This is a genomic window from Candidatus Poribacteria bacterium (genome assembly GCA_026706025.1).
Taxonomy (GTDB): domain Bacteria; phylum Poribacteria; class WGA-4E; order WGA-4E; family WGA-3G; genus WGA-3G.
Window position 1 is genome coordinate 1 of record JAPOZO010000026.1, and the last position, 24,065, is coordinate 24,065.

General features: G+C 45.7%; 22 protein-coding genes. 17 read left to right on the forward strand and 5 right to left on the reverse strand.

Annotated elements, in window-relative coordinates; all coding sequences use genetic code 11:
• Positions 1-35 precede the first annotated feature (35 nt).
• Together OXH00_05395 and rplQ are read left to right on the forward strand one after the other, a co-directional pair.
• Positions 36-1,049, forward strand: a complete 1,014-nt coding sequence (locus OXH00_05395) for a DNA-directed RNA polymerase subunit alpha (GenBank protein ID MCY3740434.1) — start codon at positions 36-38, stop codon at positions 1,047-1,049.
• 33 nt (positions 1,050-1,082) lie between these two features.
• Positions 1,083-1,487: a 50S ribosomal protein L17 gene (gene rplQ, locus OXH00_05400; protein MCY3740435.1), complete on the forward strand. Its 405-nt coding sequence runs from the start codon at positions 1,083-1,085 to the stop codon at positions 1,485-1,487.
• 82 nt (positions 1,488-1,569) lie between these two features.
• Here the strand turns inward: rplQ and OXH00_05405 are convergent, their stop codons facing one another.
• Complete coding sequence (locus OXH00_05405; protein MCY3740436.1) at positions 1,570-2,850, reverse strand: hypothetical protein; 1,281 nt, start codon at positions 2,848-2,850, stop codon at positions 1,570-1,572.
• 134 nt (positions 2,851-2,984) lie between these two features.
• Positions 2,985-3,569 carry a hypothetical protein gene (locus OXH00_05410; GenBank protein MCY3740437.1) on the reverse strand — a complete coding sequence of 195 codons (585 nt, stop codon included), beginning with the start codon at positions 3,567-3,569 and terminating at the stop codon, positions 2,985-2,987.
• Positions 3,570-4,123: 554 nt separating this feature from the next.
• Here OXH00_05410 and OXH00_05415 point away from each other — a divergent pair.
• The 10 genes from OXH00_05415 to OXH00_05460 all read left to right on the forward strand — a co-directional run bounded on the left by OXH00_05415 (position 4,124) and on the right by OXH00_05460 (position 12,925).
• Complete coding sequence (locus tag OXH00_05415) at positions 4,124-4,867, forward strand: sigma-70 family RNA polymerase sigma factor (protein ID MCY3740438.1); 744 nt, start codon at positions 4,124-4,126, stop codon at positions 4,865-4,867.
• A 74-nt stretch (positions 4,868-4,941) separates the two neighbouring features.
• Positions 4,942-5,214, forward strand: coding sequence for a hypothetical protein (locus tag OXH00_05420; protein MCY3740439.1), 273 nt, complete (start codon positions 4,942-4,944; stop codon positions 5,212-5,214).
• Positions 5,215-5,473: 259 nt separating this feature from the next.
• A complete protein-coding gene (locus tag OXH00_05425) occupies positions 5,474-5,833 on the forward strand; it encodes a hypothetical protein (protein ID MCY3740440.1) in 360 nt (119 codons plus the stop codon).
• 146 nt (positions 5,834-5,979) lie between these two features.
• Positions 5,980-6,933 carry a hypothetical protein gene (locus OXH00_05430; protein ID MCY3740441.1) on the forward strand — a complete coding sequence of 318 codons (954 nt, stop codon included), beginning with the start codon at positions 5,980-5,982 and terminating at the stop codon, positions 6,931-6,933.
• 14 nt (positions 6,934-6,947) lie between these two features.
• The gene (locus tag OXH00_05435; GenBank protein ID MCY3740442.1) at positions 6,948-7,355 is read left to right on the forward strand and encodes a hypothetical protein; all 408 of its coding nucleotides are present in this window, start codon (positions 6,948-6,950) and stop codon (positions 7,353-7,355) included.
• A 60-nt stretch (positions 7,356-7,415) separates the two neighbouring features.
• Entirely contained in the window at positions 7,416-7,736 is a 321-nt protein-coding gene (locus tag OXH00_05440) for a hypothetical protein (GenBank protein ID MCY3740443.1), read from the forward strand.
• 59 nt (positions 7,737-7,795) lie between these two features.
• Positions 7,796-8,098: a hypothetical protein gene (locus OXH00_05445; protein ID MCY3740444.1), complete on the forward strand. Its 303-nt coding sequence runs from the start codon at positions 7,796-7,798 to the stop codon at positions 8,096-8,098.
• A 27-nt stretch (positions 8,099-8,125) separates the two neighbouring features.
• The gene (locus OXH00_05450; protein MCY3740445.1) at positions 8,126-10,471 is read left to right on the forward strand and encodes a hypothetical protein; all 2,346 of its coding nucleotides are present in this window, start codon (positions 8,126-8,128) and stop codon (positions 10,469-10,471) included.
• A 63-nt stretch (positions 10,472-10,534) separates the two neighbouring features.
• Entirely contained in the window at positions 10,535-11,095 is a 561-nt protein-coding gene (locus OXH00_05455) for a CDP-alcohol phosphatidyltransferase family protein (GenBank protein MCY3740446.1), read from the forward strand.
• Between the two features lie 795 nt (positions 11,096-11,890).
• On the forward strand, positions 11,891-12,925 hold the full coding sequence (locus OXH00_05460) for a transporter (GenBank protein ID MCY3740447.1): 1,035 nt from the start codon (positions 11,891-11,893) through the stop codon (positions 12,923-12,925).
• Positions 12,926-13,164: 239 nt separating this feature from the next.
• On the opposite strand, the gene OXH00_05465 is transcribed toward OXH00_05460, so the two are convergent.
• Positions 13,165-15,357: a tetratricopeptide repeat protein gene (locus OXH00_05465; protein MCY3740448.1), complete on the reverse strand. Its 2,193-nt coding sequence runs from the start codon at positions 15,355-15,357 to the stop codon at positions 13,165-13,167.
• A gap of 314 nt (positions 15,358-15,671) precedes the next feature.
• On the opposite strand from OXH00_05465, the gene OXH00_05470 reads away from it, so the two are divergent.
• Positions 15,672-16,577, forward strand: coding sequence for a hypothetical protein (locus OXH00_05470; protein ID MCY3740449.1), 906 nt, complete (start codon positions 15,672-15,674; stop codon positions 16,575-16,577).
• A 225-nt stretch (positions 16,578-16,802) separates the two neighbouring features.
• Here OXH00_05470 and OXH00_05475 read toward each other — a convergent pair whose 3' ends face one another.
• On the reverse strand, positions 16,803-17,600 hold the full coding sequence (locus tag OXH00_05475) for a LamG domain-containing protein (protein ID MCY3740450.1): 798 nt from the start codon (positions 17,598-17,600) through the stop codon (positions 16,803-16,805).
• A gap of 215 nt (positions 17,601-17,815) precedes the next feature.
• On the opposite strand from OXH00_05475, the gene OXH00_05480 reads away from it, so the two are divergent.
• From OXH00_05480 to OXH00_05490, 3 genes are all read left to right on the forward strand, one after another.
• Positions 17,816-18,673, forward strand: coding sequence for a hypothetical protein (locus OXH00_05480; GenBank protein MCY3740451.1), 858 nt, complete (start codon positions 17,816-17,818; stop codon positions 18,671-18,673).
• 152 nt (positions 18,674-18,825) lie between these two features.
• A complete protein-coding gene (locus tag OXH00_05485; GenBank protein ID MCY3740452.1) occupies positions 18,826-20,784 on the forward strand; it encodes a hypothetical protein in 1,959 nt (652 codons plus the stop codon).
• Between the two features lie 447 nt (positions 20,785-21,231).
• Complete coding sequence (locus OXH00_05490) at positions 21,232-22,062, forward strand: sugar phosphate isomerase/epimerase (GenBank protein ID MCY3740453.1); 831 nt, start codon at positions 21,232-21,234, stop codon at positions 22,060-22,062.
• On the opposite strand, the gene OXH00_05495 is transcribed toward OXH00_05490, so the two are convergent.
• Positions 22,051-22,902 carry a phytanoyl-CoA dioxygenase family protein gene (locus OXH00_05495; protein MCY3740454.1) on the reverse strand — a complete coding sequence of 284 codons (852 nt, stop codon included), beginning with the start codon at positions 22,900-22,902 and terminating at the stop codon, positions 22,051-22,053. The two genes, OXH00_05490 and OXH00_05495, sit on opposite strands and share 12 nt — an antisense overlap.
• Positions 22,903-23,260: 358 nt before the next feature.
• Between OXH00_05495 and OXH00_05500 the strand changes: the two genes are divergently transcribed.
• Entirely contained in the window at positions 23,261-24,055 is a 795-nt protein-coding gene (locus tag OXH00_05500; GenBank protein ID MCY3740455.1) for an ABC transporter permease, read from the forward strand.
• Positions 24,056-24,065 lie beyond the last annotated feature (10 nt).

Here is a 24,065-nt window from a genome sequence, read left to right on the forward strand (position 1 = left end):
TCTAATATTCAGTTTAATCCCATAGGAGGAAATCGATGATAAGGTCCGAGCTAGAAATGCCGGAGCGGCTAAAAACTGACACTGAATCCTTACGGCCCGACTACGCAAAATATACCGCTGAACCTTTCGAGCGCGGATTTGGAACAACTCTCGGTAATTCACTACGCCGAGTCCTTCTTTCCTCAATTAAAGGCGCAGCGATCACGGCTGTTCAAATCGAACAGGTAAAACACGAGTATGCCACAATTCCCGGAGTACTGGAAGACGTGGTACAGATTATTCTTAACCTCAAAGAGGTTCGGCTGAACATCTCAACAGATGATCCGATGGAACTTACATTGAAAGCCGAAGGATCCGGCGAAGTCACCGCTGCTGACATCCGTCCCAACGCACACGTTGAGATTATAAACCCTGACCAGCACATCGCAACACTCGACGAATGCGAGGGGTTAGATATAGAGATCCACGCCCAAACAGGTAGAGGATACTCACTTGCCGAAGAACATAGAACGTTAGGACAGAACATCGGGTTAATCCCTGTCGACGCGAAATTTTCACCCGTTGAGAAAGTCAACTTCTGGGTAGAGGAAACGCGCGTCGGCGATATGACAAACTTTGATAAACTTAACCTCGAAGTCTGGACAGATGCAACCATCACAGCAAAGGAAGCTGTTACGCGCGCTGCCAGTATCTTGCTACAACAACTTGAACTGTTTACAGAATTCGATGAAAACTACGTTGAACCCGAACCTGAGATTGACGAGGCAAAACTACGGCGAAACCGATACCTCGCCAAGCCTGTCTCCGAACTTGAACTCTCTGTCCGAGCCAGCAACTGCCTCGAAACCGCAAACATTAAGACCATACGCGAACTCGTCGCAAAAGAGGAAAAGGATATGTTGGAATACAAGAATTTTGGGCGAACTTCGCTCAACGAAATCAAAGAACAACTTGCCAACATGGGACTTCAACTCGGAATGGACCCAGATGATATGGACGACGCAGACATCGGTGAAGATGATTTAGAGCAAGCCGCCTTACAATCATAACGCTTCACAACAACGTATATATGGAGGAAAAAAATGCGTCATAGAAAACGCGGCAGGAAATTGGGACGGACGACAAGCCATCGAAAGGCTCTTTTTCGCAACCAAGCCACTGCCCTATTTGAACACGAGCAAATTCGGACAACGATTCCTAAATGTAAGGAACTCCGCCGAGTAGCTGAAAAATTAATCACACTCGCGAAACGGGGGGACTTGAACGCACGGCGCCAAGCCGCAAAAATGCTTTACGGGACAAACTTGCACTATAAACCCGGCAGAGGTGAAAACCCTACGGCACTTGATAAGCAGGCGGTCCTACGCAAACTCTTCGATGACATCGCACCCCGCTACCAAGATCGGAACGGTGGATACACGCGTATCATCAGAGGCGAACTCCGAAAAGGCGATGGAACACAGATGGGCTATATCCAACTTGTTTAATGGCAATCGGCTATCAGCATGCTTCGCAGTGAGAATAAAGAGGTTCTCCTTCTGACCGCTGATAGCCGACTGCTGACAACTATTAAAACCGATACGCAGCAGAGACGAAAACCCTATGGGTCAACTGTTCTGTTGTCAATTCATACCCACTCCGCTGCCAGCTGCCAAGCATATATCCAACATCACACTTGAGTGAGTCTTCAAAAATCTTCCCCACACCCATCGTTAAGAAGTCACGTGCGTTTTCAACCTCAAATTCTGTGAACGGAATCGTATCCCGAAAATAACCGACACGGACATGGGTGTCAATTACAGGTATCCTATACTCCACGCCGAGCCGTGCCTGAAGCGTTACTGCATAGTATTTCTCAAAATTATTCTTTGGAATGTCATCTGCAGGCGCTGGATCGTAACGCGTCTGTGTCCAATCCGTAAGTTGAACATCGCCTGCCAAAATCAGCTGCTTGTTTAACAATTTCACAGCGACCCCGGCACCAACTTCAAAGGGACGTTCAATGTCATACGTTTGTTCACCATTTACGGAATCCGTCGTCTTTTCGCCATCATCAAATACATCTACCGTAGATTGATACCAGACCTCGTCAACGCCTAACTCAATAGGCGCGACCAGTGTCACACCAAAGTTGATCGTATCTGTCAGATGTGCAAGGAGTCCTACCCTACCACCAACACCTGAATACTCTCGGTCAATCTCGTCGTTGTCTCTGAAACGCGACCACTGATTATCCACGTCTCGGATGTCCCTGGCTTCCGTATCCAACGCATGCAGGCTATTACCATTCCAGAAATCCAACGAACCACCGACCAGCATCCGTTTTGTGACATACACACTCGCGCCAAAACTCCAAATCCCAATGCCACCGCTGTTTATATTGCTTTCGTCAACAGCAAATCCACTGAAATAGGTATCAGAACTCGGATCAATGCCCTGAATCGCAGTCTGATAATCGAAATTTTGCGGACGATTGTAACCAAAACCGACCGCCAAGCCACCCTGTTTTGTCTCCAATGGATAGACAAACCCTATAGAGTTCGGACGCATCTGTGATCGACTCGTTCCCGTCGTCTCATCACCGGTAAAATAGGTATTCGTCCTTGCTCTGTTATGTGAGAAACTACTAAAAAACTCGAACTTCTGAATCTGTGCCATACCCGCGGGATTCCAATAGAGCGCCGTGAAATCATCAGCGAGTCCGAGTGAGGCACCCCCCATTCCCATCGTCCGCGCCCCAACCCCGAATGTATTTCCGATCGCCATCTCTTCTACCTGCGCCATACCAACAGTGGTAAAGAACACTACGGCGAATAAACAGATAAGACTTGCATACACTGCACGTTTCATCGTTCCGATTCCTCCATTATTATACCATTTCTGTTAATAAATCCCTCTTTATGTAGAATAAACTGTTAGTTTGTTCCGCATCACTGAACATTCCATGAAAACTGGTAATGTGAGATAAACATTTAGAAATAGTATTATTTTTTATTCCGATCTCGCGTCCGCAGTCGTTCGGATCTCGATCTTGGTGAAGTCACACTGCGTGAACTTCGCGAACGCCGATTTTCAAGCCGTAAATCGCCTTTTTTGTAAGTCCGCCGTGAAAGTGGTGTATACCGACTCCCACTGTGATATCGGCGATAGACGTTTCTATAAGGATAATAACCGCTATAGTAGCGGTAGTACGGCGCGCGATAACCGTAATAATACCTGCTGTATCCATAAAATGGACGATAGTAGGGGTAATACCAAACCGGCGGATATGCGTACGCGTAAGGCACCCGATAGGTATCGTACCTATAAGGTTGAGTGTACGTGGTCCGATAACTACGCTTCCGTCGCCCGTAATAGCCTTCCGAATCCCCGTCATCCGCATGCTTTAACTCAGACGCATCCGAATCTGCTGCGTCAGCATGCGCCACCCCTGTTTCCTCTTTTGTTAGACCTTCATGGTGTACCCGACCCAAATCTGAAGACGCATGGTAACCGAGTTTCGTATAACACCCAACAAATGTTACCATGACTAAAAGCAACAGTATCGCAAAAGATATTTGAAACTTCATCTCTCTATCTCCTTTGGATTTACCCGTCAGTGTTGACCATTATAACATATTATACGAAAGACCCACCAAAAAAGTTTACATCCACCTTACCTTTCCTTGTGTGTTATTGGCAATGAGATAATGTTTGCAAAGCACTATGAAATTTTTGCATAAAATCACGAAATTTTTGCATCCACGCGCGATTCCTGCGCATTAGCGATAGGAACGCAATATGACTTTTTGGATTCTTTTAACGCTTTGCTCTGTTTTTTAATAAATATAGTGTACACAAACATTTTAGAAAAATTAAAATTCTATATAGTCATATAATCTTACATTTACTAATATTATCCATAGAAAGTAACATGCCTCACACAGATGCTGGCACGAAATTTGCCTAAGCATTAACAATGCAAATCGGCTTAAAAAAATATTTTGTGTCGGAATTCACGCAAAATTTGTGTCATGTATATATGAAGGCAATCATAAAATTGCCGCCAAATGAATCGGTAAGCAATTGAAATGGTGGATGACGTTAGTTTAAATTAAACCGGCAATTCTTAGAAACTGGTGATATAGAGGCATTCTCACTGATTTTCAAAAAGTATTATCCAATTGTCTACGCTCGCGTTGCCAGAATGATGCGGAATCATCCCGATCCCGCTGTAGATGCCGAGGATATCGCGCAGGAAACCTTTATCCAAGCCTTCAAAAAGAGGAACGAAGTCCGAGAACCGGAAAAATTGTTAGGGTGGTTGCTAAGGATCGCGAAAAACTTAACGCTGAATGAAATTAGAGATGCAGAGCGGCGAAGGCAAGCAGGAAATTCACCACTTGAATCACTTGACAGTCTTTCTATCGGCGAAAGAGAGGCACGCTACGCGACATCTCTCGCGGAAATCAATACCGAACGAGCTGAAGTAGAGCGGGATATGAAAGCAAAACTCCTCCGTCTCCTCCAAGGTAAGGACCGAAAGGTTGTAGCGTTTATGCATGACGGATTCACCATCCAAGAGATAGCGGAAGCGATAGACGCAACACCCGATGCAGTTCAGAAAAGATCGGAACGCATCCGCAAGTGGTTGATACCTATCGCACGCAATTTAGAAGCATTGGTGGACTGCCTTCCCGAAAAGAAAGACAGATGGATTATAGAACGGTACTTGGATGGACAACCTCTCTCGGAAATTGCGCAAGCAATTGGTCTTTCTCGTTCTGCCGTTGAGCAGACAGTGAAATGTGTAATAGCACAGTGGAAGAAAGCTGCAAAGCAAAATTCCATGGATCCTGTTTCCGCAATTGTTAACAACAGCGGATAACTTTAAGGAGAAATTCAATGTTAATGTCTTATCTTAGAAACAAAAAGATCGCTAGATCTATCGCGGCCCTACTTATGGCAATGTTCGTATTAGGGCTTTACATGAGTTATGGCGTATTTGAGCAAGAAGTTAACGCAGCAGAAGGTGGAATAGAAGGGGAAATCGCCGTGGACAAGGACGGGAACGTTACAAAAAAAATTAAAGCGAAAGTGACTTGGAGCGATATCGGTAACGTCATTTCGTGGGTTGGTGGCCTCTTCAGCAGTGACTCCGGTAACAACGAGAGCAATACTGACAGCCAGTGTTCTTGTGGTTGTGGAAGCACTAACAGCAGCTGCAGCTGTTAACGCCCGTCCCGTGGCCCAATAGGAAATTTAAAAATATATAGACATTTCAGTGGGCATTAGGGTCGCGAACATTTTCTTATATTGGTGGGGTTTGATAAAGATGAGAAAGTAAACCGAATAATTTCTTAAGTTTTATTAACCCCGCCCACCTTTCAATGTATAGGTAATCGTAAGTTTTATGTTAAATCGTATCTCGTAAAGGTAAATACCCTTGCTTACGAAAATCTTGATCAATCTTGAGCATTATAAGGAGAAACCAATGTCTTTTATATCTGATGTTAGAAACGTGACAGTTATCCGATACGTATCAACCGTTCTGCTTATAATTTTTACATCTGCTTTCTACACGTATTATACGAATACAGTTGTAGAAGCGCGGTCACTACTAGAACCACAAGAAAACCCAGCACCTCCACCTAACAGCGGAAAGAGCGGGATAATACTCGAAACTGATGGTAGTGATTGGAAGGCAGGTGGTTACGTGAATTTGGACGATATTAAAAGTGCTATTTCATGGATCGGTAACCTTTTCGGTGGTGACTCTGATAACAACGACTCCAATAACGATAGCATGTGCGGATGCGGTTGTGGAGAAAGCAACACCAGCTGCGATTGTTAGGTGTAGATTTTCGTCCAATAGAATAGGGCACATAGCACAATTCACGATTCATATACATTCGTTATGCGGGTCTCACGTCCTTCTGGATATTACCCACTCGGTGATACTCAGAAAAGCACTCAAACGAAAGAATAGGAGATTATAGCATGAAATTACATGAATGGATTTCCCCTCGTAACATGGCAATCATCGGTATTGTAGTCGTTCTGATTGCTATCGGTTTCCACATCTACATGCAGCAGGATATCAGACAATTTGAAGCACATCTACCAAAAACGCCAACTGCACAATCCAGCCAATTGGGTGGGTCATCTATCTCAGTTCCATTGACAGAGGAAACCTCCCCTGGACCAGCAAAGGCTTCCATCACTGAAGAATCCGCGCAAATTACACCTGTGTCAACGGCTGAACTGGTAGAAGTTTCCCAAAACGATGAAGCTGCCGCAGGTTGCAACATGTCAGGTGGGATGATGATAGCATCCGAAGACGATGGTAAGGATGAACCCACACTTTACGCAGGACTCACTGAGGAAGAGGTGCAACAACTAATTAAGGAACTTTCATCTTTTTCTGTGACGGACCTCGACGAAAAGCTAGGTATGTTAGAAAATGTCTTAATCTCGAAATTTGGTCCCGATCCAGAAATCCCTCATCTCATAGGCAATCTCAACACTGCATATACCCTTATTGAAATGGGAAAAAATGCCAACGCTGTTCAGGGAGACAACACAAACGAAGTGAACGACTTTCTCAATCAGTTACCAGTTGTTGTCGTCAGTGATATGGTGGAAACCGCCATCAACTTATTTGATCTGAGCGAAGAAGAGGCTGCCGTAGGACGTGCCCACGTGGACGCGTTGCGAAGCAAAATTGATGGACTCGAACTCTTACAAGATGTAAAACCTATGGTTATAGAGGGCATAAGTGCAGGAGATATAACACCTGAAGAAGCCGAAGCGTTTTTGGAAAATTTATCAGGTTTAGATGTTACAGTGTCAGAACCAGACCGCACGCAAAGAACTAAGGAATTGGAAAAACCCACAACGCTTGATGGAACTGAACCGATTGTCCCGAAGATTCCGGACCACGGAGATTTTTAAAAAGGGATTGACCTATGAAAACTTCTCGCATTTTCACACTCGTAGGAATCTCCGTGATACTTTTCAGCATTAGTCTGGCACCTTTAGCGAAAACGCCACCTCAAAAAATGACTGAGGCGGATGTCAAGGCATTTCTGGAGATGGCACCTCAACAATTCGGGTGCACCATTCACAGACAACAACTCCAAAATTGGAATTATGCAGAAGCTAAAATCCCCATTGGACTGGCAAACTGTGCGGACTGCGCCCCCTATATCACTGTCTTTCGGGAAAGAGGCACAAATGGCATGCCTACTGTAGGAGCAAGGGTATCATGGTCCACTTTATGGAAAATTCCGAGCATATTAGTGCACTATGCCAAAACCTTACCCAAACGAGGTTGGGTATTCCTTCGTAAAGGTTTTCAAAAACTCTTCTCGTGATGGCTAACCCTCTGTAATTTGTAGAACCCTGTCCTTCAACAGAACCAAAGGAGAAAAGTTATGTCATTATGCACAATCAGAAATAAAAAATTTGCGACACTTATCGTAATCCTTTTCATGGCGACATTTTTATTTACCCTATATACATTCACAACCAATCTCACACCAGCAAGCGCAGATGATGTATCAGTAGACGCAAGTGTTGTAGACGATTCTGGCACGTTAGAGATCCACCTCTATTATGATTTGGATGACGTTATTGACGGACTTTCTTGGTTCATAGATCAGTTCACTGACGTGTTCAGCAGCGATAACAATTCCGATAACAGCAATAGTGAATGTGAATGTGGTTGTGGTGAGGGTAGTAGTTGTTCCTGTTAGTTAATTCGCACATGTTAATCAAAAGGAACGCACTTCAGGAAATCGAATAGGAGAAAGTTATGTCTTTACACACACTTAGACATAGAAAAATTGCGACACCTATTGCAATCTTTCTTGTTGCAATGTTCTCATTTGGCGTGTATATAGTCTGGATAGACTCAGTACCCGCATCCGATGACCATAACGATGATAACCCCCGGCCTATCCCTCCTGCTGAGATTGGTTGGACAGAACTACCGGTTATCGGGGAGGCTATTAGCTGGGTGTTAGATAAAATTACCGACGACGATCCTAATAACGACAGTTCCAATAACAGCGAATGCAATTGTGGTTGTGATGATGGCAATAGTTGTTCCTGTTAACTACTAATGCTGAAGTAATAGTAACCGATGCTGAAAAGGTTTTTGAGTAGTATTCTCTTAATTTGCGTCCTGCTTATCGCTTTCTGGATTCGTACCCAAGGTATAAGTAGAATACCCGACGGGCAGTTTACTGGATATGATGCTTATCTCTATTACTGGCAAGCAAATATCATTTCCGAACACGGGGATCTCCCAGAACGTGATATGCACCGTTGGTTACCCCTCGGTAGAGATTTAGGGCAAACCCTGAATCTCTACTCTTTTGCCCTCGCTTACGGGCACAAAGCAATCTCCTTATGCTTCCCAAATGTCTCGCTTTATCATGTCTCTGTTTATGCACCACCCATCTGTTTTGTTATCGGTCTCGGTGTGCTTTGTCTTTTCCTTTATCACACCTATGGACTCCTCTTTTCTGGCATCGTTGGTGTACTCTTAGCAACCTTTCTCGGCACCATCGGACGCAGCTCCGCCGGTTTTGGAGATCGGGACAGTTGGTGCTTTATGCTCGCTGTCCTTGCCGCCACAACCTATCTTGCGTCTTTGCAAACACAACACCCGCGTAAACGTATTTTATGGAGCCTTGCAAGCGGTGGTGTTGTTTTCCTCGGTGGTCTCAGCTGGGAGGCTTTCGGTTTTTTTGTTTTAATGATAGTTGCTGTAGAACTCTGGAAATTCTGCACCACAGATAGCGAACAACATCTAACAGAATACATCTTGTGGGTGTTCATGTTCGTACCGGGGCTCTATCTTGTCAGTCCTGCGTATCGAAATGGTTATGGGTTCGCAGCACATGTCACCGCTCTGCTGCTCTTCCCCCCACTCGTTATCCTCGGAATCCGCAGTGTCAGGTATCTGCTTCTCGATTTTTTCCAACAACTCCGACCCTACGCACGCCCTCTCGCCTGGCTTCTAACACTTAGTAGCATCGCATTGGGTATCATTTATCTTCTGATCAACCTTGATAACTTTGATCATACCGCTTATCAGTTTAGCGAAAACCGTTTAATGCGAAGCATCGGGGAGCTTGCTAACCCACGTTTTGACTACTGGATGGAACGCTATGGAAGTTTCTTTATCTTAGGCAGTCTCGGATTCGTCATTGAAAGCCTCCGGATCTGGCGATGGAAAGCCATACCTCTGGCAGCTTCTCTCACTCTCTTCTTTACAACCACTTTTTTCCGATGGCCCATTAGTCAATGGATCGGTACAGATGTATGCAATATACTCTTTTTCGCTTCGTTTGCACTCGTGCCTATCGGAATCGGTATTGCAAGCCACCGAACAGAAAACTCACCAACGGAATTTGTAATGCTTCTCGTTATCGCGTGGGCACTCCTATGGATAGGTCTCGCGCGCGGTGGGAAACGATTTGACTTCTTTATCGGCGTTCCTATTGCCTTTGGCACTGCCTCACTGCTATGTCACCGTTCTCTACAACTCATAGAAAAACTAAAAACAACTAAAAGACTGCCCGCTCATTTCAAGGAACCTTGGGTCGTCGCTTGTATCACAGCCATAGTGTTTATTCCCCTGCTTCTTTGGGCACCCTTGGGGGGGCACGCTACACGCGCCCTGAAAAACGCCAAGAAAATCCGAGGACCGATTCCTGGACGAGGAGAAGTATTAGAGACATTTCAGTGGATGAATTCTACACTCCCAGATAATAGCGTTATGGCGGCGCATTGGAGCCATGGCAGTCAACTCAACATCTTTGGTGGTGTCAAAACTATTATTGACCAAGACCATTATTTACCGCACTGGATCCATCTTTACTACCGACATGTCTTCAGTGCCCAGTCCGAGCGAGAAGCACTCTCTTTTCTCATCACTCATGGAGCAACACATCTTATGTTGACACAAAACGAGGTTATTAGATTATCACGAAGCCTTTCCTTCATCGGTAGTGACAAAAAGGCAGATCGCCGCTTTGGTCTCACTAAACTGGACCGAAACAGAAAAACTGCAACTGAAACATATACCAAGTTACTACCGCGGCGCGGCACTCCTTTGGAATCCATTGAGGTTGTTAGCATTACCCCTGAAAAGCGACTTGTGACTATTCAATTCAAAACACAGGATACTGTGACCAAAGAGGTGGTATGGAACGCCAACATCCCCTCAGTAATAGAACTTGGAACAAGTGGTATGATACTCTATTTTGACTTTGAAGGTAAACCCTACATCGGTTACTACATTTCCCCAATCGGTTGGAACAGTCTCGCAGTTAAACTATTCATACGTGGTGAGCATAGCACAGCCTTCATACCTGTCTATCCGGTTAACAAAAAGGATTTTGCCAAACTCAAAGTTTGGAAAATTCACTATCCGTCTGATATAAAGCCAAATCCCAGATATCTTGCAACTGAACCTTAGGAGTAACATCAAATTTGCAAAGGTAAATTTCTGTATTCGGCCATGTAAACTTGATACAAGTATATGATAGCAAACGCAGTAACGTTCCTAAGGCTTTTTTTAACCGTCGTAGTGGTGGCACTATTCAACGTAAACTATTATCTTGACATAGGACTGATTGTAACAATCGCCGGTATCTTTATACTTGATGTTGTTGGTGGAATCATCGCCCGCAAATGTAACCAGACAACCAAGTTAGGAACCATCCTTGATACCGTAGTAAACAGAAGTGTTGAAAATACTTTCTGGATTTATTTTACAGTAACTGGTTTGATTCCGTTATGGATGCCTATTACGGTCCTCGCTCGCGGTTTTTTCACAGATAACTTACAGCAGTGTATCCAACTATCAACAACTGGATGGGCACACATTTTAACCCGTTCTCGGACAATCCATGCACTTTACGACATCGCCAAAATGAGTACTTTCCTTTGCCTCGCAGGCATTAGTGCTTTTAAACCTGAGAATCCCGTGATAGAACTAACAAGTATAATACTCGCTACTGGCACCATTGGCTTTTGTATCCTCCGCGGGATTCCGCTATTCATAGAAACATGCAAAATTTTCACTGTTAACCCACAATAACACAGGATCCACAGCACAACCGGATTGCCTGCAATATTTTGTGCCTGATACGCATAAGTTGCAGGTATGTATGTCGCGACATAGGTAGATTTGTTTGGTATTTATAGTGAAACCTAAAAATAAATGGACACTTTAGAAAACAACAAACCTCTCCTTTGCTGGCGGGGTTTGATGAAGTTTCAGGAAATAATTCGGTATTTCCCCAGGTCCGGTAGGTACGATTTTGCGGCGTACTTGACCAAATGCGATCTGCATTCCTAACCGCACCGGGCTTCGTCGAAAAATTACTGAATTAATATTTTAATCTTCATTACCCCCACCTTCTATAGGTGTATCGTTAATTGTAGGTTTTACTATAAATACTAAACTTTGGACAATTTGACAATTTTAAGATGGCCCTAAGGTTTCTGGTCGGACGTTATCTTTCGTAGCATAGGCTGTTAGCCTGTGTGCCTGTAGCATAGAAACCCCTTCGTATCGGAGCCGATTCTTGACGCGCTTGGGTGATTTTTCTCTAAGTTCCGAGACGGATTGAAACTCATAGAAAAATCCATGCACATGAGTTTTCTCTTTTCTCGCTTATCTTGTTAGGTTGCATCCCTACACGCACAGGCTAACAGCCTATGCTACAAGAAATCCCTGTTTATAAGCAGCACGGAGTGGTAGTAAAAATAGGCTTCCAAACTCGAAAACTTAAGAGTCTTGTAGAAAGATCCCTTGATCCTTGAAAATTCAACCCAAATGTAATAGGAATTGTCCAAACTTTAGTATAAATATCAGAAAAGGAGGAATTCATTGAAAAGTCAGGCAACATTTTTAACAAACGCCCTGCTTATATTCACTTTTGTGGCACTTACTTATGGAGACACGCCCAAGCAGATTCGACCCGATAGCCACGCCCCAATTGGTGTGATGGGCGACCATGGACACAAAACTGGCGAAATGATGCTCTCGTACCGTTTCATGACAATGGACATGCGGGGCTTACAATCTGGAACTGTCCCCCTCAAAACCGCAGATGTCCTGAAAGATTTTATGATGGTACCAACACAAATGGATATGCAGATGCATATGCTCGGCGTAATGTTCGCGCCACACAACAGTACCACATTTATGGGAATGATAAACTACCAACAACGTAACATGGAAATGGAGAGCATCCAGCAACACACACATGGCGAGCATAGAGAACCCGTTGGACATCATGAAATGTCCAGTGTAGGCATCGGCGATACCAAATTAGAGGCACTTATTACGCTCTGGAAAACACCAGATTTGACGTTCCTTACCAACGTTGGTGTATCATTCCGAACCGGTTCCATCGCACAAACGGGAAATGGTAAACAAACCCTACCGTATCCTATGCAACTTGGGAGCGGTTCTTTTGAAGCACGCCCAGGTATTACGCTCTTTGGATTTTACAACACCTGGTCCTATGGTGGGCAATTGCGAGGCGCATTCCCTTTGCACACCAATTCCAGCGAGTACCGACATGGTGCCACCTTCGTTGTCACAGCATGGGGTGCGCGACGGATCAACAATTGGATTAGCCTCAGTAGCAGATTACTATTGTCACGACAAGGAAATATCACCGGAAGCAACCCAGATTTAAATATAGGCATGAGCCCCAGTCACCGCTCCGACTTTCGCGGGCACACGCGACTTGATTTCGCGGTCTCCTGCAATCTCACCGTTCCGACAGGCACTTTTGCTGGGCAAAGATTTGCCATTGAGATGCAGATGCCCCTCTATCAAAACTTAAACGGAATTCAGCTCAAGAGTAAATGGCTACTCACCCTCGGTTGGCAATACGCCTTTAAGGTCTTATAGGGACAGGACACCAGTAGCCTGTTCAGTCTAAAATTTGGGTTTATTTTGAATCAACCGATTTATTTTATAGGACGCCAGGCGATGAATTGCCCTACTACGAACGAGTCCACCCACAATTCAAAGGTGGATAGACTACTGGCGAAGGAAAGGGTTCGTATTTCTAAAGTATCCACGTATTTTCGGACTTCACCATATAAAAATTGGAATCCAAACACGGCATCCCGATATCTCAGATGGTCCTATTCTAAAAGGCGAAGAGCTTCTTCAATCTCGGTTTTGAGCGATTTGGCCCCCTCCTGCTCTGCAAGTTTTAGGGCAGCTTGGAAATCCGATTTTGCTTTTAAAACATCGCCCATTTCAACCTTTGAGCGTCCGCGTTTATAGTAGGCTTTGGCGTAATCCGGTTTTAGGTGGACAACCTTATCATAGTCTTCAATCGCACCGTTGTTATTCCCGAGGTTTGACTTCGCGTCTCCCCGAGTTTCGTAGGCTTCAGCAAGATCAGGATTCAGACGAATCGCCGTATCACAATCCTCAATAGCACCTTTATCGTCACCCAGATTGAACCTCGCATCAGCACGATTGACATAGACAACGGCAAGAACAGTATCTTTCGGACCAAGACGAATTGCCATATCACAGTCTTCAATCGCTCCTTTGCTATCACCTAAACGTAATTTCGCAAGTCCACGATTGACATAGGCAACGGCATCTGTCGGTTTAAGCCGAATAAGAGTATTGTAATCTTCAATAGCACCCTTATTATTGCTTAGGCGTAACTTCGCGGAGGATCGCCTGCGGTAGACGTAAACAACCAAAAGAGTATTCTGGGGATTAAGGCGAATCGCTTCATCATAGTCTTCAATAGCACCTTTATAGTCGTCTAAGTGCAATTTCGCATCGGCACGATTGACATATGCGGTGGCAAGAATAGCATTTCCCGGTTTTAAACGAATCGCTTCATCATAATCTTCAATAGCACCCTTCCTGTCTCTTAATTCTGTTTTTCTTAGACCGCGGTTGACGTATGCAGCAGCAAGAATAGCATTTCTCGGTTTTAAACGAATCGCTTCGTCATAGTCTTCAATAGCACCTTTCGCGTCGCCTACGTCTGACTTCGCGTCAGCACGCTTGACGTAGATAGTGGCAAGAATAATATTTCCCGGTTTTAAACGAATCGCTTCGTCATAGTCCTCAATCGCCCGCTTAGTATTTCCTAAGCTAGATTCTGCGTCAGCACGAATACCGTAGGCAGTGGCAAGAACAATAGTATCTTCCGGCTTTAGGCGAATCGCCGTGTCACAGTCTTCAATCGCTCCTTTATAGTCCCGTAAATCTTTCCTTGCAAGCCCCCTATTGACATAAGCATCGGCGTAATCTGGTTCAAGACGAATTGCTGTATCATAATCTTTGATAGCACCTTTATAGTCGCCTAATCCTTTCTTCGCAACACCCCGACTGGAATAGACATCCGAATAATCCCTGCCGAGGCGAATGACAGTATTATAATCTTCAATAGCCCCCTTATAATTCCCCAAGTCTGATTTTACAAGTCCCCTTTTGAGATAAACATTGGCAAAATCGGGGTTTAGATGGATAGCTGTATCATAGGCTTCAATAGCCCCCTTATAATCGTCATCAAATTCTCTTTTTTTATCACCTTGATTGGCATAAGCATAGGCGTGTATAAGAGGCTCCGCTTGCCATTTTTCCAAAGGTTTCGCTTGTACCGGTATATCATCAAGCAACACCTTGATATGATTTGAAGGAACAACAGCTCCCGAACTTCTCCTTTCCCCACCTTCCATAGAAATCGCTATCACCTCTCCTTTGTCGTTTAGCACCGGACCACCACTATATCCTGGAAGCAGTAAGGCTTTTATCCGATAGAAATCGGCAGTAGTTCGGCTTATTGTACCATTCTTGATTTTGCCTTCTGCTCCCTTATGGGTCCCTACAACAATAACTCTGTCACCAGGTTTTACCATTTCACTATCACCAAGAGGCAGGGCTTCTACTTCTTCACCTTCAACTTTTAAGATAACCAAATCGCGTTTCGGATCACTCGCCATGACCCCTTTGATAGTATATTGTGTCGGTTGATTAATTAGGTTTACACGCCAGTTATAGGATTTCCCATGGATGCCAGCAAGGACGTGAATATTGGTAACAATCAAATCACGCCGAATAAAGAAACCACTACCGTAACCTCCTGTTTCATCAGCAGCTTTACCAACCAAGATTACTGTGGCATCTTTCCCGATTTGCGCAATTTGTTGTTCGAGATTCGGGCGCGTAGTGGTTTTTTCGAGTTGTTCAGTTTTTTGCTTGACGCTCAAAGCACAAGATAAGAAAGCACATAGGGCAACGGCTCCAACTAACACTAATCCTTTTTCCAAGAAATTTAATACGACAGTTGATTGCAATTTCACTTTCTCCTTTATGCGTAAATTTTAATCATTATAGCATATTATCTGTGGCACATTCAAGTCCTTATACTGAAAATTGCAATAAGTCACATAGGCACACCAACTGAACCAGCAACGTTGGTGAATCCAATTGTATTGACCATAAACATCAAACAATTCGCCCTATTATAGGAGCGATGTTTCAACCACAACTTCACTTTCTCAATCGGTAATCCATCAACGTCCTTTAACGTTTTTTAAATTCCAAACAGTGTTTTCGGATCGTTTTTCTCGGTTTCTCACTTGATCCAATTCCACGTCCATGCTAAACTCACGGCATGAAAGTCTTTATCCAAATCGGACATGGCATCGTCGGTGCCGCTGTTATCTCAGGTCTATGTATCTATCAGGCAGGCAGTTTCGGTGAGGCGAGACATACTATTAGCATCATCGGTGCCATCGCCATCGTTATTGCCAGCCTCTACCTGCTGCGAAGTCGCTGGATCCGATGGGGCAATCGCCAAACATGGCTGAAATACCACCAACGCCTCGCCTCCTTAGGCTTATGCTTGGTGCTATACCATTCAGCGTTCCAACCGCTCGCGTGGCATTCATGGCTGACGTTTCTACTCGCTTTGTCGAATTTAGGGACGGGTATTGCAGTGAGTCTAACCGCTCGTAAGACGAGACAGATTCTGCTCCGATGCCACCTCATCCTCGCACCAATCCTACTTGTCAGCATCGTCCTTCACGGACAACAAAAACTGGAGCACGACGAATTCTTCCCACTCACGGATGTCCACGACGTGCCTTGCGCAAGATGCCATACACCTGAACGCCTACTGTTTCATGTCAGTACAACCCTTCCTGAAGATTTGGACACGTCAGACACTATTCCTGAAGACTTGCACTGGTGGTTCTTACAAAATGAACGCAGAGTACCCACAACAGCACCTATCGCAATCAAGGAAAAAGGAAACGCTTGGACGGTCACCGATCCTGAAGATGGACACACCTATCACGTCCGGAAGGTCGCAGACCAAATCGCCATCCACGCCGATTCCGATTACCGGAGTTATACCTGTCTCAAATGCCACGTGCATAACACAGAAGAGATTCAGTTAGTGCATGAACTGCACGGTGTTACCGAAGCACATAGATGCCTCATCTGCCATCAGACCGAAATTGATGGCGTAACTTACGGACGACAGCGTTTCGATTGGGAATATGCACCGCACCGGTAAATTGACACAAAAAAACGGCTCGAACACAGGATCCCTGTGCACAAGCCGTTCAGTTGTATTTATAGTAAAACTTAGAATTATGTAGACACCTATCCTTTAACAAATACTCGTTCGTAGTAGGGCAATTCTGCGGTGTACTCACCCAAATGCGAAGTGCATTATTGCCCGTTGCGGCAGGAAGTGCCCTGATATTTTTAGGTTCACTACAGAATAAAAATAGAGACTTTAGCGTCTTGATTTAATGCTGCCCCAGGTTGTGGTGAGCTTATCTGCCGGTTCTACTGACAGAAATTCGCCATCCATCACCTCTTTAATCTCATCTTTGGATAACGCACGGCCGAAAATATAGAACTCATCCATCAGCCCATCAAACCAGCGACCATTCTTATGGTGTCCGATCGCAGCTGAGACGCCCCAGTTATCTGAAAGTTCGCCTTTACCTTTCGCCTCGTGTGTCATCTTCCCATCGACGTAGGTTTTCGTGTCACCGCTCTTGCTATCGTAGGTGCCAGTGAAATGCACCCACTCTCCACCGTCGATAACAGGACCGGGGTTGATATTGAAAATTTCTGCTTGGGCACCATCTCGATGGAACCATCTGAAGCCAGCAGGACGGATTTCCACGTGGAAGAGACCGCTCCCGTGATCAGTGCCAATCGCGTCAAAGATGCTCTGTGGTTCGGGTGAATCGTTATGATTGACCCAGACAGCAAGGGTGAAACCGTCAACGGGCGCGTTTTCAAATTCCGGTCCGTTCAAGTTCACCCATGTATTTGGCTCTAAAACGACGGCTTTACCGAAAACACCATCTTCTCGTTTAACTTTCCCTTCAATTATCCCATCGTTCCCATGAATGGAACCGTCTTTGACGGTATCTCCATTCTCGTCGAAATTATAGTAGACAGACAGTGTCGGGTCCTTGAGGTCAGCGTGTGTTGAAACAGCAAAGGCGATTACCATTGCCACAACGACGAAGACCATCGACAACTTCCCGACACGTAGACGTGTTAACTCGTAGAACATTTTATGTCCTTCCTTATGTAATTTCATGAATTATAGTGTGGTTCGCATAGATACAAACCCTATATTTGCCCAATATTATACCATAAAAATGCTTAAAATCAAAGCAAAATTTAGGCAAATTGAATCCTATTAGACATACGTTCGCAATGCATGCTAATATATAGACAATCATTCACTTACCAAACGCAAATTTCCAAACCAAAGGAGTCAAGACAATGAAACATTCGCTAACAGTACGATGCCTGTGTCTAACGCTTCTCATTGCAGCATGTGCGATTGTGCCAGTGTATTCAGCAGACGTAACCGTTGGGCTACTCGCTGGCAGCAACAAACTCGGTGAAGTAGAAGAAGCCGCTTACGCGTGGGCGGAGGATAACTTTAAAACCACGACACTCCTCGTAGACAAAAGCGGTAATTTCAAAAATAAGGGCGGCACTGCATTGCAACCGGAGCAGTTCGCTGTGTTATGGATGTTCTATACAGAAACAAACACATTGCCAGATCCGTTCCTCGCCGATGCAACTCAAAAAGCAATCCTTGACTATGCTGAGGCAGGCGGAGGCGTATTTCTCTCAGCGTTAGCACTCCGCTATGTCTTTGAACTTGATGTTGAAGATGGCGGAGACCCACGAGTTTTCGGTCCCCTCGGCAAGGAGCCTCCAGAAATTGGTGTGGTACCAACCGCTGATGGCAAAAACCATCCCGTCTTTGAAGGGTTTGATACCAGCAAACCGGTCTTTCTCACGAGCATGCAGCAAGATGGGTTTACCTCAGATTTCTTTAACTTTGGAGATGATCCGTCTGGTACAATTCTTGGAACAAAAACACGCGGCGGTGGTGCTGGTGGTGGAGAGCGTCCTTTCGTTGAATATGAGGTCGGCGACGGAATAATTATCACCCTTGGACACCACAACGGTGTTTATACCGATGCGAAATCGAAAGAGGGAACCAACCTGAGAAACCTAACAGCAAATGTGCTGAATTATCTCGGTGAAAATTCAGCGTTCTTCGCCGTTGAACCGAACGGTAAATTAGCAACGACTTGGGGAGACCTAAAGGCAGCGTCGAAATAAACGATCCTACCATTTTAGATGCCTCAAAAAGCCCATGCTTGCAATATTGGCTTTCAAGTTACACCAATATGCAATCGTCATGGGCTTTCTTTTTTCCGCGCAGTTGACAATTTCCCACGTTCTCTGTATAATGAAATTGGGAAACTCAAAGCATGTCAAACAACTTTAGTAGAGCAAGTTTTGGCTCGCAAACTACGCCAAAAGTCAGCCTCCGCGCTGTGCTGCTCGCACTCCTCATCACTATCCCGAACTCCTACTGGCTCATGATTAATTGGGGTCCCAGCGGTTATGGCACAGGTCAGAGTTTTCCTACCGTCTCAACCGTCTACTTCAACGTCATCTTTGTCGTGCTGGTTTTAATGGCGTTAAACCCGTTGCTCCGCACAATTCGAAAAAATGCAAGTCTCACCGATGCGGAATTGATGGTAGTCTATCTACTCGTATCCATCGCCTCCTCTATCGCTGGACACGACACACTCCAGATACTGTGGCCCCTCCTCACCTATCCTATCTGGTTCGCAAGTCCAGAGAATGAATGGGGTGAACTATTCCACCGACACATGCCAGATTGGCTCACGATCAAAGAGCGAAGTGTACTGGCAACTTTCTATCAAGGCGATGCCTCACTGCACACCGTCCAACACCTACAACTCTGGATGACACCCGTACTCTGGTGGTCGGCTTTGATCATTGTGCTAACGTGCATGATGTTCTGTATCACGATTCTCATCCGGCACCAATGGGTGAACCACGAAAAACTCAGCTATCCTGTCATTCAAATTCCACTGCACTTAACAGAAAACGGTGGACGGACGCTCCTGAGCAATCGGTTATTTCTGTTAGCAGCAGTCCTCGCAGGTGGGATGAACCTCCTTAACGGACTCCATTTTCTGTTCCCTGTTGTGCCGGGTTTAGGTGGGAGCCTCTATAATTTAGGGCAACACTTTCAGACGAAACCCCTGAACGCTATCGGTAGGCTGCCTATTGCAGTCTATCCTTTTGCGATCGGGATGAGTTTCTTTATACCGTTGGAGCTTTCGTTCTCTATCTGGTTCTTCTATCTTTTTCATAAGATCACGCGCGTCTGGGGAACGATGGCAGGCATCGGGCATCTACCGGGATTCCCATTTCTCGACGCGCAATCCTTCGGCGCATGGTTCTGTTTAGGTGTCTCTGCAATATGGCTGACTCGGAAATTCATCGCGCGACAGGTGAAAAACGCCTTCCGAGGCAACCCTACCGAACTTGACCCAACCGGTACACCTTCGACACATATCCGATATGCAATCATCGGCTTGATCATCGGGAGCATCTTCATCCTTGTCTTCTTCAAAAGCACAGGCACGCCGATCTTCAGTATCTTCGGTTATTTCACGCTTTTCTTTGCGTTAGCGATTGCGATCACACGTATTCGGGCAGAAGTCGGACCCCCAGCGCATGACGTGCCGTGGCGACCGGATAAGGTACTCGTCTCTTTTCTCGGCACACGGCGTATCGGTGCGGAGGGGTTAACGACCTTCAGCATGTTTCACGGCTTCAACCGTTCCTACCGTTCGCATCCGATGCCGATTATGTTAGAAGGTTTCAAGGTAGCACAAGTTCGCGGACTATCACATAACCGCTTTATCGTAGCTGTCATCTTGGTGACTATCGTCGCAACAATTTCCTCAGCGTGGGCGTATTATGCACAAGGCTATTACTACGGTGGCGCAGTCTATGGCGAGCAAGCACAGTGTCGCTGGACTTATGAGCAGTTGAAGCAGTGGCTCATTAACCCACAATCTATAGACGTTGGTGCTGTCTCTGCCTCTGGTGGTGCCATCGCCTTAACGACGCTCTTGATGGTACTACGCCGTCGATTTATCTGGTGGCCCTTCCATCCTGCAGGCTACGCACTCTCGCTGAGTTTCTGGAATACAAGTTGGTATTGGTTCTCGATTTTCTTGTCGTGGGGGATGAAAGCGATTCTCTTTCAGGCAGGCGGTTTACGAACCTATCGCCGCGCGATGCCGTTCTTCATCGGTTTGGTCATCGGAGAGTTTTTCGTCGGAGCAATCTGGACACTCATCGGCATCGCTTTAGAACGCCCAATGTATCGGTTTATGTTTTAAAAGTTGTCAGTCTTCAGCCATCAGTTATTATAATCCTGTAGGTTGGGTTGAACGGATACTCCCAAAACCCTGAAAAGGCACACAAGAATCAACCCGCACTATAGATAGTACGCCAAGCAGAAAACCGAGAGAAACCCAACGCATTAGCGGTTTCCGAGACCTTGACGGTGTGAAGTTGGGTTTCACTGCGTTCTTGATTACGGACGACAACCCGCTGGATTCGAGAAGTATTTAGAAAATATATCTACCTTCTGAGTTCCGTTCAACCTAGGGGAAACACTCAAGCAAAAACACCTACGGGACTAAATTGACACCTATGGTGCGGTTTTGCGGCGTACACGCCCAGATGCGATCTGCATCGCAACCGCACCGGACCTCGCCAATAAATTACTGAATTAATCTTTTAATCTTCATCAAACCCTGTCCAGCGAAGAAAGGAAATTAACAATGAAACTAAGCTGCCTTCCCGTTTCACTTTACAACGACATCTTCACAGGAAATAGTACTGTCGCCGATTGGATTCAATTCGGTGCCGAATTAGGGTTAGACGCTGTCGATTTCAGTATTAAATTCTTCCCAAAGCGCGACGCGGAAACGATAAAACAGACGCGCGCCGTCCTTGAAAATCACAATATAACCCCGTGTATGCTTGCCTGCTATTCTGACTTCACGCATCCCGACCCCGCACAACGCGCACAAGAACTAACAGATTTGAAGGCTGACATCGCACTCGCGAAAGCATTGGGAGCGGAATTTATTCGTGTGACGGCAGGGCAAGACCATCCCGGCACCCAACGCACGGCAGGCGTGCAATGGGTAACAGATGGATTTCGACGCGCGCTTGACGCAGCGGAGAAACACGGCATCACGCTCGCTTATGAGAACCATACGAAAGGCGCGCCCTGGGACTACTGGGACTTCTCACAACCGACAGAAATATTCTTGGAAATCTTAGATGCGCTCTCCGACACGCCGCTCGGGGTCTGCTTTGACACCGCGAACCCGCTTGTTCTCAGTGAAGATGTTCTCGCACTTCTGGAGCAGGTTGTCCACCGCATTGTTGTCGTCCATATTTTCGATCTGCGTGAAGTCGGTGTATTTGAACCTGTCCGCGTCGGTACGGGGGCATCACCCATTCCGCAAGTCTTCTCTCGCATGAGACAAGCAGGCTATGATGGCTGGCTCAGTATCGAGGAAGCCAGCCGTTCAGGACGGGAAGGCTTCACAGAATCCATCGCGTTCGTTCAGCAAACCTGGCAACACGCGTTAGCCGCGTGAGGGTTCACTCATCCGCTCTTGTGCTTGGCGTGAGAGTTCCGCCAAATGCCCGTCATTTGCTCTAACCTGTTCAAGATGTATCCACCGCTCTGGTGTCGCCGTGCGTATCATCTTCTCACCATATTTCCGGTCAATCCAGAAGCGCGCAGATCCGGCGATATATGCCTGTAGCGCATCTAATTTCTCATCAGGATAGCGTTGACAGAGATTCATCGTAAACATCCGCCGACGTGCGCCTCCGCCGAAAGCAGCATGCTTCGTATTATGGTTAAACAGCACCAGATCGCCGGGCGTCGTCTCAAAGACTGTTGCAGGAACATCTTTCCCATGCATCTCCCACAACTCTTGGCTCTTACCAACTCGTTGAGCCAGGGCATCGGCATAATTATCGCCGAAGAGGTGGCTCCCTGGAATGACGCGGAGCGCGCCGGTATCGCGAGTCAACGGATCCAGATAAAACGCAATCTTAATATGCCTCGGATCTTCTAACTTATGTCCACCATCCGAATGCCACCCGGTATCACCGACGTAGAAATTGCCATCGCTGCCCATGTAGTTGAAATCATCACCGAGGAGTGCTTTTGCAATCGCCAAAATCCGCGGGTCATCCAATAGTGATGACAACTCTTCACTCTGATCGATGAACGGGACAATACAGGAACGTGCAGTACCTTCGTGCGGTTTACCGTCATGTCCGCCGCCTCTTTCCTCCCAGACGGCTTCAAAAGCGTCTTGGATCGCCGTAATCCGGTCCGCCATCAGTTGCGGAAAACTGAGATAACCGAACGTCTCGAAAAAACTAATCTCTGAATCGGTGACGGTGAAATCATGCTGATTCATCGTTACATCCTCCAATATCATACAATAGAACCTTACACTCATCCGGTTCCTCTTGTAGTGAAGCCCATAAATAAGTGGACATCTTTGTAGCATAGACTGTTGGTCTCCTGTGCCAGTCTGAATGCCTGTTATAGGCATTCAGACTGTTTGAGAGCACCCAATTAATTATAGGTTTTACTATAACACGCGAAAATCTCATGATTGATACGGTATCATAGCATATTTACATTTAATTTTGCAATCCGATCTTTAAACGAAAAAACAATGCGATGTCATTGCTATAATCCTAAAATGATTTGCTAAATGTACAGATTAATGTTAATATTGTTTAAGATTCTCATCCCGCGAAAGGCTATAGATGGCAACCAAAGTAAACACATTCCCTGCTTACTTTTTACTTTTCAAAGTGACATTGCGCCAGATGTTCTGGAGTCGGCGAACTGTGCTGATTTTGCTCGGGTGCGCGTTATCGCTTTTTATCGCTCTCATATTCCGGTTTGCAGTGGGAGGCAGGGTAAGCATCAACAGGTTCATACCACAGATGACGCTAATCCTGTATGGACTTTTGGTGAACTTATGCGCAATTTTCTATGGGACCGCAATCATCTCTGACGAAATTGACGGTAAAGGGTTAACCTATCTTCAGATGCGACCGCTCCGCAAATCGACAATCCTACTCAGTAAGTTTGCTGCCTATCTCGTTGGCACCCTCGCCATCATAGCCTGCTCCCATCTGATTTTAACCGGTATTGTCGCAACACACCCAAAACTTGATAAAAATGTGGTGTATCATATAGGTATGAGTCTGCGCTATACCGCATCAATGGCATTGTCATTGTTAACGTATGGAGCACTCGCCGCTGCATTAGCAGCGAAGTTCAAGTATCCTGTTCTATGGGGGTTGTTGTTTGTGTTGGGATGGGAACGTATAACCGCAGCACCATTCCTACAGGCGGGAATCAAGAGGCTCTCTATATCACACTACCTTTTCACTGTATTCCCGCATTACAAGCTGTCTCGAAGCCTAACAACTGACCTTCTTGGAACATCGCCAGTGCCAGCGTGGGTAGCACTCCTCGTAATTTTCCTGCTAACAGTAGGTTTGCTGTGGCTCGCTATCCGAATTTTTCGAGAACGAGAATACCTGATGTGAAATGGTCTCA